This window comes from Paenibacillus polygoni (genome assembly GCF_030263935.1).
GTDB lineage: Bacteria > Bacillota > Bacilli > Paenibacillales > Paenibacillaceae > Paenibacillus > Paenibacillus polygoni.
The window spans coordinates 908,250-925,501 of the sequence record NZ_CP127162.1; the positions used below are offsets into that span (position 1 = coordinate 908,250).

The following is a 17,252-nucleotide window of genomic DNA, read 5'->3' on the forward strand; positions in this document are numbered from 1 at the left end:
CTAGTTCGCCTACCGTCTTTTTGTATTTTCGTTAACTGCGTAAGGCAGAAAAATCAATCTCAGGAACAAGTCCTTCTTTAGCAGCGCGGCCGAGCAGAGCTTCGATCGCATGATAACCTTCATCGCCAAGCTCTCTAGTAAACTCGTTTACATATAAGTCAATGTGCTGCTGGGCTACGTGCTCGTCCATTTCTTGCGCATGTTCTAGGATATAGCTGCGAGATGCTTCAGGATGCTTCCATCCATAATCAATGGAGCTTTGAATCCAAGATGTGATGAGCGCAGGATCAAGGGAACGGCGGGCAACAATAGCACCGAGCGGAATCGGAAGTCCCGTATCTGCTTCCCACCAGGTTCCCATATCAGCCATCAATTGAAGATGGTAAGAAGGGTAAGTAAAACGTGCCTCGTGGATGACGAGACCAGCGTCTACCTGTCCATCACGAACGGCTGGCATAATCTGATCAAATGGCATCACTACAACTTCACCAATGCCGCCGGGAACATTTTGAGCTGCCCATAATCGGAACAACAAGTAGGCAGTGGAGCGTTCACTTGGGACAGCCACTCTTTTTCCTTGCAGCGAACTTGGGTCTGTATCTGAATTTGCTGTAAGCACTAGTGGACCGTTTCCTCTGCCGAGAGCTCCTCCGCAAGGAATTAAGCGATATTCATCTGACAGCCAAGGAAGTGCAGCATATGAGATTTTTAAAATATCATACTCATTTGGCGTTGTTACTAGACCATTCGTTATATCAATATCTGCATATCTTACTTCAAAATCAGGTGTATTCGGAACGAGCCCATGTATGAGTGCATGGAAGACAAACGTGTCGTTTGGACACGGGGAATATACAATTTTCATTTATAAAACCTCCAATAGCTTTGAACTGGCCAGTGTAAGTGCTCTTAGTGCATCAGGAATTCGCCATGCTTCACGGTCGCGCGGTCCTACTACGTTAGATATAGCTCTAATCTCGACAAAAGGGATTCCAAAATGTGCTGCCGCGGTCCCCACGCCAAAACCTTCCATTGATTCTGCGACAGCACCGGGTACGCGTCTTTGCAGTTCATCGGCTGTAGATTTTGTACCTGTTGTGGTAGACACAGTAAGAATGGGCCCTGTATAAACATGGGTTTCTTCGCCTTGAAGTGCCTCGGCCCATCTTTGAACGACGGTACGATCTACAGGCACACTTGATTTACCAAAACCCAGTTCATCTACACTGCGGAATCCTTCTGCAGTTTCAGAGCCTAGGTCAGCTGCGATCACTTCTGTCGCAAGGACAACCGAGCCTACCTCGGCTTCTGCTGGAAAGCCGCCGCCGATCCCAGCATTAATGACGAGGCGATACGGATGCTTAGCAAGTTCGGCAGAGGTTACAGCTGCAGCCGCTGCGGGTCCGGCTCCTGCTGCAATCACCTGAACATCTGCTGACAAACCCGCAGGCAAGCCATTTTCAATTGCTTTTTGCTCCGCTTCTACTGCAGTCACGATGAGAATGCGTGAGGTCATTATATAGCTCATCTCCTCTAGTAAGGTGATATATCTTGTACATACGAGATATAACGAGAGTAAATTTTTGATCTTATTATTATAGCACTTTCACTTTCTATCGGAAGGTTTAGATTGACAAGACCAAAACATACTGTATTATGAGTTGTAGTACAGTTAGTTCAGTCAACAGAGATTAGGACGAAGAACAATCTGTTAAGAAAGGAGGCATCACATGTTTGAGTTAGATGTGCGCAGTCGCAAGCCGATATATGAACAGCTAATCGAGAGAATGAAGGAGATGATCATGATGGGTGTACTACAGCCTGATGAACAATTACCTTCCGTCAGGCATTTATCTGGGCAACTTACAGTAAACCCCAACACGATCCAGAAAGCCTACCGGGAACTGGAAAGAGAAGGTTACATATATTCTTTGCAAGGAAAAGGAAGTTTCGTTGCTAAACCTGAACATAGACCGGATGATAAGCGGAGAGAAGAAGTAAAGACGGAGCTGCGGAAGCTCTTTGCAGAAGCAGTGTATCTAGGCATCAAAGACTCAGATATTACACTTCTCTATAACAACGTAAAGAACGAGATTCATATCAAAGAACAGGAGGAAAACCATGATTGAGGTATCTGGAGTTACCAAACTGTTTGAGACCGAAGCGGCAGTCAACCAATTGTCGCTGACCATCCGAAAAGGGAGTATTTTTGGATTGTTAGGTTCGAATGGGGCAGGTAAAACGACATTACTGAAGACAATAGCAGGTATCTATCAAGCGGATCAGGGGAGTGTGAATGTAGAAGGTGCACCTGTATATGAGAATAATGCACTGAAACAGCGGATCATTTTCATGTCGGATATCCCTTACTTTTTTCCGCAGACCTCTTTGGATCAGATGGCTGTTTTTTATAAAAGAATCTATCCCAGCTGGAGTGATGAACGTTATCAGCAGCTAGATGCGGTGTTCAAACTGGATAGGAAACGTAAGCTGCACCGGATGTCCAAGGGGATGCAGCGGCAAGCTGCTTTTTGGCTGGCACTCAGCTGTATGCCGGATATTTTGCTGCTGGATGAGCCCATCGATGGTCTCGATCCCGTGATGCGCAGACAGGTTAAAAACCTGCTGTTCCAGGAAGCGGCTGAACGTGAACTTACCGTCATCATCTCTTCTCACAACCTGCGAGAAATTGAAGATTTATGTGATCATGTCGGCATTATGCATCACGGCCAGTTGATTGTAGAGAAGGACCTTGATGACCTGAAAGCAGATACACATAAAATCCAGGTTGCTTTTCGAGATCAATCTCATGAAGAGTCACTTGCTAACAATGTACGCATTCTCCACGGCGAGAAACGAGGCAGTGTAGAAACTTTTATTGTAAAAGGTAATGAAAAAGAAGTAAGGAAGGTGTTTGAAGCATATGGGCCTTACTTACTCGATGTACTGCCGTTAACACTGGAAGAAATCTTTATTTATGAAATGGAGGACGTGGGCTATGACATCCATAAGGTCGTACTTCAATAAAGCCATCATTCGTCAAGACCTGAAACAGTATGGATGGATCGGAATCTTGTATCTGCTTGCCCTGCTATTTTTCATTCCATTCCTTATGTTGTTTGCTGTTCGTGAAGGTCAGCCGGTTCAACAATTGAACTCATTATACGAAGTAACAAACAGAATATCACTTGTCTTATTGCTCATTTTCCCCGTACTCGCTGGAACATTTATCTTTCGTTATCTTCACGCGAAGGCGCCGTCGGATCTCTACCATGGACTGCCGATCACAAGGAGCCAGCTGTTAACATCACACCTATGCAGTGCACTTGTGCTCATTACGGTTCCGGTATGGATCACAGCTGTTTTATCTGCACTGATTCGGCCCTATGCTGATTATTACGTGTATGATCTTACGATGGTATGGGAGTTTGGAATTATATACACGATTCTGGGGCTATTTGTATGTGCTTTTACCATCTTGATGGCGATATGTTTTGGACAAACGTTGATTCAGATGGTCCTTACCTATGGGCTGTTATTTACACCCGCGTGGCTCATGGTGCTGGGTATAATGCATATACGTCAGTTTTTGTTCGGATTTCATGACTATTATTTTGAAAATGGGTACAGTAACTTGTTCACATTAGAAAAAGTAACCCCTTTGCTCCGCATTGCGGGAGCTTCAAGAGAACCTTTTGGCTGGTTTGAACTTACGATGTATCTCGTATTATCCCTTCTTTTCTTGGGACTCGGATATTTTCTTTATCGCAAAAGAGACGGGGCAGCGGCAAGTCAGACGATTGTTTATCGTTTTCTCACCCCGTTATTTATTGTTCTCGTGATGCTGTTCTGCTCCTTGGTTGGCGGACTCTATTTGTCTGGAATGAGAGACAACAGCAGAGTAATGCTGATGTTCGGCTATATCCTTGGAGGAGTATTCGGATATCTAGTTGTGCAGATGGTCCTTCATCGTACTTGGCTGGTGTTTACACGAAAGGTGCTTGTACATGGTGTAATCTACATGATTACTTTGGCGGCTATTCTGTATATTCCAGTATCGGGTATTGGTGGATATGAGTCGCGTGTTCCTGAACAAGCGGATGTAAAGAGTGTACTCTATAGTGATTCTTATCTATCATTTATTAATAAATATGATTCGTCAGGACAGCGGATTGACAATAATATAAGTTCTTATTTCACAGAAGATAAAGAGTACAATGCAGCAGTGATTAAGCTGCATGAGGCAATAGTAGAAAAGCATAAAGAGGGCAAGTTGTCTGAGAATGAAGAGTATAGCAGAGATACTCTGGGCTTTACCATCGGATATGAACTAAATAATGGACACAGGATTTTGCGTAAATATATTGTTAAAATATCAGAGTTCGGTGATTATCTTAAACCGCTTATGGAAAGTACCTATTATAAAGAGCTGATGTATAATTTAAAGGGATTAAATGAATCTGAGACATCTAGTATTGAGGTATATAATCCATATTTAAATAAGCAGATTAAGATTAATGAACCAAAAGAAATCGAAAAATTGAAAAAGCTGTTTATTCAAGAAATAATGAATATGAGTTATCAAGATCAGATGGATGCAAGAAAACAGGAAGAGTGGGCAGGTCTTCATTTTATTAATATTGAAAATAGAAATAATAATTATTATGGAAGCTGGGAAAAATCATTTGCGGAGCTTGAAGCATGGCTGGAGAAAAAAGGGTATGCCGATCAAGTGCGCATGACTCCATCGGATATCTCTTCTATGACCATTACACGTAATATTAATAATACTGGCTTTGTGCTAGAACGGAACGCTAACAATCCTGCACTGGATTATTACGCTTATATGGCTAAACTTGCAGGTGAAACTCGGGTAACGGAGGATATGGATAAGGAGAATATCATTCTGAATCAGCAGTATTTTGATGTGTACGTAGACAAAAGTAGGGAGGATACTCCTTACCTCGTAAAAGTGACTCTTAATAACAAAGAGGTCGTCATCTGGTCGCTGGAGGATTTTCCTGAGGGATTACAGTAAAAAGAAACATGGAAAATATCGCTGAAATAAAAAAGAAAAATAGTTAAAAAAGGGTTAAACAGAGCTAGATTAGCTTGACGGTTAGAGAGAGAATACAGTATATATAAAAGGACAGAAAAATTAAACAGGAACGGCATATTTGGGAAGAACCCGTAAGAGAAGGCGAATCAGCCTCTTCTTGCGGGTTTTTTTGCGTTTATGGTGATCCGGAAAGAGGTAATCAAGTGACAAAAGAAAAGGTATGCAGCAGGCAGAAGGAACAAGTGAGTATGCTCTTGGAACGAAATAGCAACAACACGAGGGACAGAAAAAGCAGGTTACGATCAATATGTAAAAAAGGAGTGATCTCCTTGTTCGCTGGGATTTTGCTCATGACGATGACGGTGATGCCGTCTGTAGAAGCAGCTGGTTTTGAACTTTCGATTACCGGTAAGAAGATGCTCGCACAAACAAAAACTTCGTCAGCGACTTCGATCGCCCAGGCTTTGGCGAAGCAAGAAGCCAATCTTGTTAGTCTTCAGCAAAAAGATACTACGCTTTCACAGCAGACCTCAGCTATCTATTATGAGAACAAAGAAGCGGAAGCTAGACTGCGTACTCAGTTAAAGCAGCATCAGGCAGACAAAATCGCGACACTTAATCAAGATGTGACGAGTACCAAGAAACGATATGAACCGCTGTTCACCTTATACTCTTCACTCACCAAAGAGCTGGCTCTCGCTCGAAAAATAAAAAACAAGGAACTGACTGCTGCCGTAAAAGCACAAGTGGATACGACAAAAGTAGCGGTTACCTTGGCAAAAGAAGATATTCGAAGAAAGCAGGCCAAGCTTAGCGCGGCAAAGAAAACCCGTGATGAAGCGGTCAAAAAGGTGAAAAACTCACTCGCTCAACAAGACCCCGTAAAAGTGCAGATCAAATCTACGAAAAGCAATATGAGTGCGGCGAAAAAACGATTCACCGCAGAAATGAAAAACTTCAATGTCATTGTGAAGAAGAAAGAAGGCGCAGAAGTGCTCGCCTCGCTAACAAAGCTCGCAACGATTGCGGGGGAGATTGTTGCCCAGAAAGAGAGCATCATCAGCCTGGAAATGAAGGTCAAACAAATTATAGCTGGAGCAGGCAAACAGTTGATCTAGAAGCATGACAAGGTACGATGTGTTTCTATAAAAGGAAGATAGCCAGAACAAGATTTGTTCTGGCTGTCTTTTTTCGTTTATTTGGTTAAAAGAGGGGATGATTCCTTATGTTTAAGTAACTGATTTATGATACGGCTCTACAGATCTTTATGCTCATCAAACCAGCGAACAATATGATTCAGACGTTTTACCCGAAGTCCAGGATGACCGCCGCGCGATAAGTCATGGTTTGCTTTAGGAAAACGAATAAACTGTGTTTTCTTGCCCAAACGTTTCAAGGCATTAAACAGCTGCTCTGCTTGCTCAATCGGGCAGCGAAGATCCTCCTCGCCGTGTAAAATAAGGAGCGGCGTCTCTATTTTATGAACATATGCTAACGGAGAGTGTTTCCATAGCAGTTCTGTATTCTCCCATACATTTCCGCCAATTTGATCTTCTGTGAAGAAGAAACCAATGTCACTTACCCCATAGAATGAAATCCAGTTGGAGATGGAACGCTGCGTTACCGCTGCCTTAAAGCGATTCGTATGACCAACAATCCAGTTTGTCATAAAACCGCCGTAACTTCCACCTGTAACGAGCAGTCTTTCTTCATCAATATAATCATAATGTGCTACCGCATAATCGGTGAATTCCATTAAATCTTGATAGTCTCTTCCTCCATAATCGCCTCGTACACTGCTCACGAATTCTTGGCTATATCCATGCCCGCCGCGCGGATTGGTGTAGATTACCGCATATCCTCTTGCCACGAGCAACTGAAATTCATGTAAAAAGGTGTATCCATACATGGCATGCGGCCCACCATGAATTTCAAGCACGGTCGGGATTTTGTCTCCTTTTTTCGTACCTGCCGGTTTCATAATCCATCCTTGAAGTAAGGCGCCATCCGAAGCTTCCATTTGGAACTCTTCAGGAGTCGCAATGATCAGCTCGTTTAGCAATTCTTCATTATGCTGTGTAAGCCGGTTCTCTTGACCTGTCTCGGAATCGAGTTCATATAAATCGCCAGGGTGAGTGAGGTCAGCTGCTGCGAGGACGAAATGACCGCCCTTCAACAATTCGAATTGATAGATATCTCGCTTACCGTGCGATATCCATTCATATCCTTCGCCGTTTACGGCAATCTTTGCAAGATGGACACCGCCTTCTTGTGTAACAAGAGCATAAAGATAATGACCGTCTTCACTAAATACTGGGCCATTGGATCGAATACCGGAACGCATATCAGATACCATGGAGTTTGTTAGCTGGATATCATACGATTTGGTTAGCGGTTTCCAGGCTGCATCTTCATCTAAAGATCGGATATACAGTCCAGCATGAGTGGCATTGAGGTGGGAATGATCACTCCCAAACACGGCTAAAGAATGTCCATCCGGAGAGAAACAAACCGAATAAATGGTTGTACTTGACGATGTGTATTTACGGCGATTTTCTCCGCTATTTGTTATGACATAGACGTCGTTCATGAGACTTAGATCGAGATCTTCTTGGCTATGTTCTTCCGCTATACTCGATGTGAATGCAATCTGACTTCCATCTGGTGACCAGCAAAAATCGCCAATATCGTAATCACCCGTTGTTAGCTGAGCTGCGTCCGTATTTCCAAGTGTATGTACAAACAAGTGAGATCTGCGGCCATTCCAACGTCCCCCGCCGTCTGCTTTGTATCGCAAGCGATCTATAATTTCTTCTTCCAGCGGTTTAGGAGGGGAGGTCTTTGATGTATTACTAACATCTTGTTCTATATAAGACTCTTCTTTCTCGGAAGGAACTTGGCTGCGGTACAGCAGCTGCGAACTGTCCGGTGACCATTGATATCCGCTGACCCCATGTCTCGCCGAGGTAACAACCTGCGCTTCTCCTCCATTTACAGCGATTGTCCAAATTTGACGTTGCCCTTCTTTGTTACGTAAAAAGGCCAGCTTGCTTCCATCAGGGGACCATAGAGGTGTGCTGTCTTGTTCTCCGCTAGTAAAAGGGATATCTACGTTGCTGTTCCGTTCAAGTATACGGATATGAGAGTGATAACCATCTCGGTCCGGATTAACCTTTTTAGATACATAAGCAATGCGTTCCCCATTTGGGGATACAGATGGATCACTGGTCCAGGCTAGGCGGTACAGATCTTCGGCAGTAATGACACGTTTTTCACTCATGCATTCGTCCTCCATTTACTTATGTAAGTTTCTCTACAGGGGGGCTGTGACAATTTTAAAAAAAGCATAAACATTCTATTTCCATATAAATGGATATCTTCCTATTTTATACTAGTTACTTCTTACTTCACAACTTTATATATAGAGGAATGCGTATTGGTAGAGACGATTTGCAGAGTTTGTATTATATCTATTTAATACAATGCCAAAAAATATAAATCCTTAGAGGCACATCGAGAACAAGAAGCAATTCAGTGGATGAATGTGTGTACAAAGGTTTTTTCGTAAAAGAGAACGAGGATAAATCATAATAAAAAGCGTCTCCTAACCTAACAGGTTTGGTATTATCCCCTCATGGTAGACAGTGAAAAAAGAGAACATGTTACAATGAACTCAAACACTGGAAAACCGGAGGGGATTTTTGTTATGTCAGCGAAGAAAGGTCAAACTTTTAATCGATATAGTGAAGAAACGAAGAAAGAGGCTGTCCGTTTGCGAGTAGAAGAAGGGTGGACGTACAGTCGAATCATGGAGAAGTTTGGAATCAAAAGTGAGAGCCAGATTATCACATGGGTTCGTAAATGCCAAAATGGTGAGGGGTTTGAGGATTACCGGGGACGTTGGGCGAAGAAGCATTTTAGTAGTGCGGAAGAAGAAAATGCATATCTGAAAGCGCAGGTAGAATATCTAAAAAAGCTAAATCCAAACTTGCACGGGGAGGGAAGCTGGATTTCGAAGCCCGGTGCCAGTCCATTCGAGAAATAAGCAAAGTGGCTCCCGTAGTTTGGCTATGTAGAATCGCTGAAATATCACGTGCAGGCTACTATAAATGGAAGAAGAATTTAGTTCATCGAGAGAAACGAGCAAATCGTGATGCAGATCTAAAGGCACACATCTTGAGCATTCATCGAATTCGTCCGTATTTCGGTTACAAGCGAATGCGTACTGCTTTAGGAAAAGAAGGCTTCGTTGTGAATCACAAGAAGGTCCGTCGCTTAATGAGAGAACTTCAGATTCGTTCTGTTATTCGCAAGAAACGTCCGTTTTGTGGCCGCAAACCATCGGCCTTGTTCCCTAATGTCTTAAATCGGGAATTCTCTGCGACTGCTCCTGTGCAGAAGCTTGTGACAGATATTACATATGTCCGGATTGGGCATGAATTTGCTTATCTCTCGGCTGTAATGGATTTATATAACAACGAAATAGTAGCCTGGGAACTCTCCGAGCGCAATGACCTAAAACTCGTTATGGACACTGTGCAGCAACTAAAAGATGGACCCTCTTTGCTCCATTCGGACCAAGGGTTTCAGTATACCTCGAAAAGCTATGCTAAGTTGCTTGAAGAGAAGCAGTTGACAGGGAGTCATTCCCGACGTGGAAACTGCTATGACAATGCTTGTATCGAGTCGTTCTTTTCCCACTTAAAGACGGAAAAGCTGTATTTGGAAAAGCCTAATAATCTGGAACAAGCAAGAAGCCAAATTACGGAGTATATTTCATTTTACAATAAGGAACGTTTCCAAAACAAACTCGGCGACCTCTCCCCAATCGAATTCCGGGAAAAAGTCGCCGCGTAAATGGAAAATCCTCTTTTTTTAATGTCTACTTGACGGGGCTATGACCAGTTGGAAGACGCTTTTTACTATGAAATGCTCAAGCTTTTTTATTAGCTGCAGTGAGTAAGAACATACCTGTAATTAAGGACAGCACAATGGCGGGAACGAGACTGTACAGGAGTTCTTGCTTTTGAAACTCATAATACAAGAAACCATTGAATATGAGCGTACCTACACATAGAATACATATCCATTTTGCGAATTGATACATGGTTAGCAATTTCATCAGCTTAGCTCCTTTAGATCAAATCTGAGACAGGAAACCACAGTTGACTAGATCCTTAATTAGTATAGCATTTTACTGTAAAATTTATCCATAAAACGCATTACAAATATAGTACACTATGTGTCTGTAGATGTTCAAGGAATTATTGTATGTCGTTCAACGAACTTATGATGGTATGGAAGCGAGAAGGTGGTTAGAAGTAATCCACTGCAGCACTCGAAAAAAAATTAAATCGTTACGCTAATCGCACGCTCCGTAAGTTTTCTTTTCACCACAGGCATCAGCAGTTCCCCTGTAATCTCTGCCTCCTCCAGATGAGGGTATCCCGACAGAATGAAGGAACTTACACCTGCATCAACAAACTCGATCAGACGGTCAGACACTTGTTCAGGTGTACCTACGAAAGCAACTGCTCCGCCGCCGCGTACCGCTGATAGTCCGGACCAGAGGTTAGGTCCGATGATATAATCCTGATCCTTTGACTGTTCATACAGATCCATTTGGCGTTTTTGATTGGTAGCGTCTGTTTTGGCATGTCGTTTTTCTTGATCCTTTAATTGATTGGGTTCAACTTTACTAAGAATGTTCCACGCTGCTTTCCAAGCCTCTTCTTCCGTTTCACGGACAACAACTTGAGCACGAATACCGTAGCGGAGTGTACGAGAAACACCCGTTCTTTCTTTCAGATCTTTAAGATGCTGCTTCATCTCTGCCATCTGCTCTTGAATCCATTCGAGAGGTTCGCCCCACATCAGGTACACGTCTGCACTTTCAGCAGCCACCTTTTTTCCGGCAACAGAACTTCCGCCAAAATACAGAGGAGGATGCGGATCCTGGAGAGCAGCTGGCTTACTTACGCCGCCCTCAACTTGATAATGTTGTCCTTCATAATTAAATCCACTGGCTGAACCATCTTCTCCCCAAACCCCTTTAACTACATCTAAAAATTCTTTCGTGCGCTCATATCGTTCATCATGACTGCCGTGCAGCGGATCTCCCGTGGCTTTAAGATCTGCCGGATAATGCCCAGTGACTACATTAATGAGAGCTCTGCCGCCCGACATTTGATCCAGTGTCGATGCCATACGTGCGGCAAGTACCGGAGAGATAAGCCCAGGTCTCATTGCAATGAGCGGTTTCAGCTTTGTCGTATGTGCCGCCACCCAAGAACCTACAATCCATCCATCCCAGCAATCGCCGCCAGCGGGAATAAGGGTGAACTCATAACCTGCTTTCTCTGCTGCCTTTGCCACCTGAATAAAATATTCTGGGGAAGGCTCTCTTTCTAGCGTTGTTCCAATATATCTGCCATCTCCATTCGTAGGAATAAACCAGCCAAACTCTACAGACTTTGTCTCACTCATAATTATAATCTCCTCTGTTTGATAGTGATGTTCTCTATGGGAAATGCATTTTTTTAAGAAAGACTTCTCTTATTCAGATTTCATCCGTATGATGAATTTAGTAATGTCAACTAAGTAGGTAGGAATAGTATAATAATGATAATAACAATGTTGTACAGTCGAAACCATAGCAATTGAGGGGGAGTTAAATTTATCATTTTGTGGTATGGGGAGGGATACAATGTTTCAAAATATGAAAGATGATTATCATGAATTTTTGGAAATCCATTTCTTTAATCCCTCGGTTTATGAGAAGGCAAGCGCAGCTTGGCCCATTCGTCTTGGAGCCAATCAGGCAAAGCCTGGATACCATATTGGACCGCGCGTCACACCTTACTACTATTTAATAATGGTACTGGAGGGGGAAGGTACCTTTATTCAGAATGGGGTAATCTATCCGCTCCAGCCCGGAGATCTTTTTTGCTTGTTTCCTCAGGTGACCCATGAATATTACACGTCTGAAGCGAGTGCTCTGCATAAAATGTTTTTTGCTTTTGACGGTAAGCAGGCCTTGTCCCTTCTGGAGAGAACGGGGCTGAGTCCGGCAAGACCTCACCGCAGCAAAGGTGTACGAGAAGAAACCGTTCATGTGATGGAAGAATGGTTCCAGTCCTGTTACAACGAACAAAAAGATTACTCAGATCTAGAAAGATTGACATTCTTATTGCGGGTATTTGCTACTCTAACGGTGCCAAGGTCAGTAACCCCGGATGTTATTCGAGAACCTTCCTGGGTACAAAAAGGAAAAGAATATCTTGAAATTCACTACGCCGGTGGCATCACAATCAAAAGTGTAGCTGATTATGTCGGAGTAGAACGTACCCATTTTACAAAAATATTTCATAAAACTTACGGCATTTCGCCAATGAAATACATGCAGCAGCTGCGGATGAATGAAGCAGAATCCTTGTTAATCCATAGCTCTTATAAGCTTGGAGAGATTGCTCAGTCCGTGGGTTATCCGGATCTGTTTTCTTTCTCAAAGGCATTCAAGAACTATGCCGGTATTTCTCCTGCACGGTACCGTCAGCAAGCAGAGCAAGGATGTGTCCATTCAGATTAGGTAACAGATTAGGTAAGTAACAAATACAAGTAAGGGATGGAAATTAGATAAACAAAAGGACAAGTGACAGATCGTTTTCTTAGCTTGTCCTTTTGTGCATTTGTGTGTATTGATTTTATTATCCTTTCAATGAACCCGCCGTTATTCCCGATATGAAGAAGCGCTGCAAGAACAAGAACATAAACAGCATAGGCAGGGAGATGATCACTACGCCTGTGAGCAGTCCCGGATAATTGGTGGAATACTCTCCTTGGAACTGAAGGAGTGCCAGCGGGAGTGTCATTTTTGATTTGTCTGTTATGAGTAGCAGCGGGAACAGCAGGTCATTCCATACCGATACGAATAAAAAAGTAGCCGTTGCAGCGAGGTAAGGTACAGCCAGCGGGATGGCGATCTGCATATACATTCTTCCTTCGCCTGCCCCATCGATACTCGCAGATTCAAATACTTCTCTTGGCAGAGATTTCATGAACCCGCTAATCATAAATACGGACAATGGCATGAACAGCGAAATCGTGACAAGAATAAGTCCTGTCCGGCTATTCGTAAGTCCCATATCTCTGAGAAAAGAGTAAATCGGAATCATATTCACTTGAGAAGGAACCATGAGACCTACCACAAATAGAACCAGGATCGCTTTTGCAAATTTATTAGACAGACGGTACAGTCCGAAGGAAATCAAGCTGGCTAAGATGAGCAGCAAAAGTACTGCCGTAAATGAAACGATGATACTGTTGCTGAAATAGGCAATCATCGGCTGGTCAACAAACAAGTTACGATAGTTTTCTAGCGAGAAGGAGGAAGGCAGGCCAAGTGGATTCATATAGAATTGCTGCTGGTTTTTCATCGTTGCCGCAGCAACCATCAGAAGTGGAAGCAAAATAATGATTGCATACATAAGAAGAAGCAGCTTACGGAGTATGCGTGAGACCATAAAGAATTCCTCCTTTCGTTAGTTTGGTAATTTGTCGGACCTGAGTGCCTTGAATTGCACGAAAGTGACTAGCGCAATAATAGCTAAGAAATAAATAGAAGCAGCCGAAGCATGTCCGAAATTGTAATTCTGGAATGCTGCTGAATAGATATAGGTTGACAAAATTTCAGTAGAGTATGAAGGGCCGCCGCGAGTCATGACATAGATCAAGTCGAATGCCTTGAAGGATTGGATTGTCGTATAGGCAATGACCAGCGTTGCAGCAGGTGCGAGCAAAGGCCAAGTTACAAATCGGAATATTTGCCAGCGGTTTCCCCCGTCCAGCCTCGGAGCTTCATTCAATTCTTCCGGTATCCCGTGCAGGCCGGCAACAAACAAAATAATCATCTGCCCGATATGTGCCCACGCCTGAATCCCTGCGACAGAATAAATGGCGATGGACGGGTCCCCCAGCCAGTTATTAGATAGAAAAGATAAACCAATCTGATTCAGCACAGCATTCAGTAAACCTGAATTAGGATCATACAGATAAGTTCCTATGAAACCAACCGCTGCCGATGATAGGATCGTTGGGAAAAAATAAAGAGCCCGTAGTCCAATGTTTACCTTCGTATTGCGAACTAACAGCAGAGCAAGTACAAGGGAAACCAAGGTCTGAACAATAACGACACTAAACATAAACTTGAGATTATTAAACAGTGCTTTGTGAAAAATCGTGTTCTCCGCTACATTCACATAGTTTCGAAGACCAACAAAATTCAAAGTTTCGGACATCCCGTCCCAATCCGTGAAGGAATAATACAGCCCTTTTAGAGTGGGGTAGATAAAAAAAGTGAGATAAAGAAGCAGACCGGGAACGAAGAACCAATAGATCGTTTTACGTACGCCCATAATTACTGATTTAGCTGCTGATCCACGATAACCTGTGCATTTTGAGCAGCTTTCTCCGGTGTTATACCTGAAATCACTTCCTGAATCGAGCTTGTTACGGCTTTTTGGATCTCAATACTCTTGATGAGATAACGCGGCTGGAAGCGGGTGTTTTTCGTACTCCAGTCACTAATCGCTTGCAGAGCAGGTGCTGTATACTCAATGTCTTTTACAGGAACATCTTGCTCTGTTTCATTGGCTACCTTGCTCGCAACCTCTGTGCTGCTAAGATAGGCAAGGAACTTCTTGGCTTCTTCCGGGTGCTTAGACTTACTATTCACGCCCAGCATAAAGGTTGTTGTATGAATGCCTTCATATTTGGCTTCCGAAGAAGCTACCGTGATCGGTGCAAGCAGGTTTAGACTAAGGTCTGGATTTCCTGCCAGTATGGCTGACATGGAATAAGATCCTGTAGCCAGCATAGCTGCTTTTTCCTGAACAAAAAGAGCAATCGCCCCATCGGTGTTCGTACCCAGTGCGCCGTCCTGGAAGTAACCTTTGTCATTTAGTTCCTTGAACTGAGCCAGCGTCTTCACCCACCATTCATCCGTGAGTTTTGAATCTCCAGCTTCTAGCTTGGCAAAAATCTCTTCATCCGGTGCATTGTTCATCATCATCGGGTTCATAAACTGTCCTGGTCCGATATCGGCACCCGGGAAAGCGAGCGGGATGATCCCTTTACTTTTGAGCTTTTCACATAGAGCAAGGAATCCCTCCCAGTCATCAGGGGGAGTCAGTCCGTATTTCTCAAACAAACCTACATTATATACAGGAATGTTATAGATCAGATTGTAGGGGAGAGCATACTGCTTACCTTCTTTTTCGCCAGATTTAATGAGATCTGGTTTGTAGTTGTCCACAAAAGATTCACCTGTAAGGTCGGTATAAATTCCTGCTTTCGCCAAGGATTCAAACTGTGCACCAGGGAAAGAGGCGAACACATCACCAACTGAACCATCCATTAGCTTCGCTTGTGCAGTAGTCTGGTATTGTTCCGAAGGAAATGTCTGCATGGATACTTCAATCCCCGGATTGTCAGTTTCAAAATTACTAATAATTTCATTCCATACTTCTGCATCACTATTCCAGTGAATGAAGCTGATTTTCACTTGATCTCCCGAGGAAGAATTGCTATTTCCTCCACCGCATGCACTGAGAGCAAGGGAGAGTGCAAGTGTGAGCATCACCAGAGACGAACGTTTTTTCTTTTTCATAAATATAAAACCCTCCTTATTATGTAGAGCTTCTATTTCTTCAAAAGTAGAGCAGACATTGTATAGAGTTATCTATCCTGAATGGGTTCAGATAATCTAATAAAGCCTACTATTTAAGTTGGTATAGTATGTGTTTGCATCATACCATCTTGAGTAAGGTTCATCCATGTAAATTCGTGTTGTTTAGCGCATATCATTTTGTGGTTTTCAAGGACTTTTATCACATATGGAAGGAGGAGAGAAGAGATTTCTTTTCGCTGTAAAATAATACGTAAAAACCCATGTCCAGTGATCTGGAACATGGGCTCGTCAGGAATTTAAAAATGATTTGAAAGATTATAGAATTATATGGAATTATAAAACAAAGGTATCGATAGGTGCAGGTCGTCCGAATAAGTATCCCTGGAATAGGCGAAATCCCCGGTCACGTAACCATATATAATCACTGGGCTCTTCAATACCTTCGGCAAGTGGAACAGCATCTACTTGTAATGCTGCCTCGAGCATCGTCTGTGCTACTTTTTGTTTGTTTTCGTCTCCTGCCACTCCTTGCACATATTTCTTATCCAGTTTCATATAGTGCGGTTTCATCTCTCGCAGAAGCTCAATCGTGCTATATCCTTCACCTACATCATCCAGTGCATATTTGAATCCGCGTTCTTTGTAGAAGCCGAGAATATTCTTCAGATGTTCCAAGTCATCTACCTTTTCGGTCTCAACGACTTCGAAGACAAATTTAGAGGGAGAGACACCGATTTCTTCTGCTGTCTGAATAGTGGAGGTTAAACAATGCTCAGGAGAATAGATCGACGTTGGAATAAAATTGATGAATATAAATCCAGGCAAGCCGGCTGATGCGCGCACGGATTCCATTCGGCATAGTCTATCCAGAGCATATAGACGCCCCCGAGTTTTTGCTGCTTCAAACACTTGTAAAGGAGATAAAAGCTTCCCATCTTCGTGAATAAAACGAGCCAGCATTTCGTAAGCCATGACGGCTCCTTCTTGGTTAACAATCGGCTGGGCATAACAGGTGATTCGCTTCTGCATAATGATTTCATCTACCCACTGCAGGGATTGCATCATAGTCCAATTACGAAAAGGCTGCCACTGCTCCTCAAAGATACGGAATTTGATATGATCTAAATGCATATGATCCTGAAAAAAGTCATTTAGGCTGTTTAGTTCCGATTCGCGAATGAACAGTGTATCAGAAGTGTAACGCGTGATCGAGGATTGGGCTAAAAGATGAGGGATAATATCTTTTATGACGGAAAGATTGTGTTCTCCGGTCATTTTTATTTCGTAAATCAGTTCCGTAGAGGAACAATTCGAGCAAGAAAACATGGAATATAGTCACATCCTCATCATAAGTCCAGGGTCGTATTCATTACATACTAATGCCTTCATCCCAACATAACATAGTTTGATTCCTGTTCGTACAAAAATGTGCAATTGCAGGAGACAGGGGAATTCGATAATTAAGAGACTAAGGAACAGGGTTCAAATAAAAAGACTCCGACATTT

15 protein-coding genes are annotated in these 17,252 nt (G+C 43.0%); 6 read left to right on the plus strand and 9 right to left on the minus strand.

The features are described from left to right. Window positions 1-31: 31 nt before the first annotated feature. The gene (locus tag QPK24_RS04375; RefSeq protein WP_213532767.1) at window positions 32-865 is read right to left on the minus strand and encodes a 1,4-dihydroxy-6-naphtoate synthase; all 834 of its coding nucleotides are present in this window, start codon (window positions 863-865) and stop codon (window positions 32-34) included. After that, window positions 866-1,516 (minus strand): futalosine hydrolase, encoded by a 651-nt coding sequence (locus QPK24_RS04380; protein WP_285746454.1) that lies wholly within the window; start codon window positions 1,514-1,516, stop codon window positions 866-868. A 214-nt stretch (window positions 1,517-1,730) separates the two neighbouring features. Between QPK24_RS04380 and QPK24_RS04385 the strand changes: the two genes are divergently transcribed. The 4 genes from QPK24_RS04385 (at window position 1,731) to QPK24_RS04400 (ending at window position 6,177) form a co-directional block, all read left to right on the plus strand. Next, window positions 1,731-2,129: a GntR family transcriptional regulator gene (locus QPK24_RS04385; RefSeq protein WP_213532769.1), complete on the plus strand. Its 399-nt coding sequence runs from the start codon at window positions 1,731-1,733 to the stop codon at window positions 2,127-2,129. Beyond that, window positions 2,122-3,027: an ABC transporter ATP-binding protein gene (locus QPK24_RS04390; protein WP_213532770.1), complete on the plus strand. Its 906-nt coding sequence runs from the start codon at window positions 2,122-2,124 to the stop codon at window positions 3,025-3,027. The genes QPK24_RS04385 and QPK24_RS04390 overlap by 8 nt, the downstream gene beginning before the upstream one ends. Next, on the plus strand, window positions 2,999-5,038 hold the full coding sequence (locus QPK24_RS04395) for an ABC transporter permease (protein WP_285746458.1): 2,040 nt from the start codon (window positions 2,999-3,001) through the stop codon (window positions 5,036-5,038). Before QPK24_RS04390 ends, QPK24_RS04395 begins: the two co-directional genes overlap by 29 nt. A 224-nt stretch (window positions 5,039-5,262) precedes the next feature. Further along, window positions 5,263-6,177, plus strand: a complete 915-nt coding sequence (locus QPK24_RS04400; RefSeq protein ID WP_285746460.1) for a hypothetical protein — start codon at window positions 5,263-5,265, stop codon at window positions 6,175-6,177. A 137-nt stretch (window positions 6,178-6,314) separates the two neighbouring features. Here QPK24_RS04400 and QPK24_RS04405 read toward each other — a convergent pair whose 3' ends face one another. After that, window positions 6,315-8,339, minus strand: coding sequence for a S9 family peptidase (locus tag QPK24_RS04405; RefSeq protein WP_285746462.1), 2,025 nt, complete (start codon window positions 8,337-8,339; stop codon window positions 6,315-6,317). A 426-nt stretch (window positions 8,340-8,765) separates the two neighbouring features. On the opposite strand from QPK24_RS04405, the gene QPK24_RS04410 reads away from it, so the two are divergent. Next, window positions 8,766-9,916, plus strand: a protein-coding gene (locus tag QPK24_RS04410; RefSeq protein ID WP_407082915.1) for an IS3 family transposase whose coding sequence is annotated in 2 segments (ribosomal slippage) — window positions 8,766-9,027 and window positions 9,027-9,916 — 1,152 coding nt in all. Because the reading frame shifts where the segments join, the coding sequence is not laid out codon by codon here. 76 nt (window positions 9,917-9,992) lie between these two features. Here QPK24_RS04410 and QPK24_RS04415 read toward each other — a convergent pair. Both QPK24_RS04415 and QPK24_RS04420 read right to left on the minus strand, forming a co-directional pair. Then, window positions 9,993-10,181 carry a hypothetical protein gene (locus tag QPK24_RS04415; protein WP_285746464.1) on the minus strand — a complete coding sequence of 63 codons (189 nt, stop codon included), beginning with the start codon at window positions 10,179-10,181 and terminating at the stop codon, window positions 9,993-9,995. 227 nt (window positions 10,182-10,408) lie between these two features. After that, on the minus strand, window positions 10,409-11,545 hold the full coding sequence (locus QPK24_RS04420; RefSeq protein WP_285746466.1) for an LLM class flavin-dependent oxidoreductase: 1,137 nt from the start codon (window positions 11,543-11,545) through the stop codon (window positions 10,409-10,411). Window positions 11,546-11,765: 220 nt separating this feature from the next. Between QPK24_RS04420 and QPK24_RS04425 the strand changes: the two genes are divergently transcribed. Beyond that, a complete protein-coding gene (locus QPK24_RS04425) occupies window positions 11,766-12,647 on the plus strand; it encodes an AraC family transcriptional regulator (RefSeq protein WP_285746468.1) in 882 nt (293 codons plus the stop codon). Between the two features lie 118 nt (window positions 12,648-12,765). Here the strand turns inward: QPK24_RS04425 and QPK24_RS04430 are convergent, their stop codons facing one another. The 4 genes from QPK24_RS04430 to QPK24_RS04445 all read right to left on the minus strand — a co-directional run bounded on the left by QPK24_RS04430 (window position 12,766) and on the right by QPK24_RS04445 (window position 17,072). Beyond that, on the minus strand, window positions 12,766-13,581 hold the full coding sequence (locus tag QPK24_RS04430; protein ID WP_285746470.1) for a carbohydrate ABC transporter permease: 816 nt from the start codon (window positions 13,579-13,581) through the stop codon (window positions 12,766-12,768). Window positions 13,582-13,599: 18 nt separating this feature from the next. Beyond that, complete coding sequence (locus QPK24_RS04435) at window positions 13,600-14,472, minus strand: carbohydrate ABC transporter permease (RefSeq protein WP_285746472.1); 873 nt, start codon at window positions 14,470-14,472, stop codon at window positions 13,600-13,602. 2 nt (window positions 14,473-14,474) lie between these two features. After that, on the minus strand, window positions 14,475-15,725 hold the full coding sequence (locus QPK24_RS04440) for an ABC transporter substrate-binding protein (RefSeq protein WP_285746474.1): 1,251 nt from the start codon (window positions 15,723-15,725) through the stop codon (window positions 14,475-14,477). Window positions 15,726-16,079: 354 nt separating this feature from the next. Next, window positions 16,080-17,072: an EAL domain-containing protein gene (locus tag QPK24_RS04445; RefSeq protein ID WP_285746477.1), complete on the minus strand. Its 993-nt coding sequence runs from the start codon at window positions 17,070-17,072 to the stop codon at window positions 16,080-16,082. Window positions 17,073-17,252 lie beyond the last annotated feature (180 nt).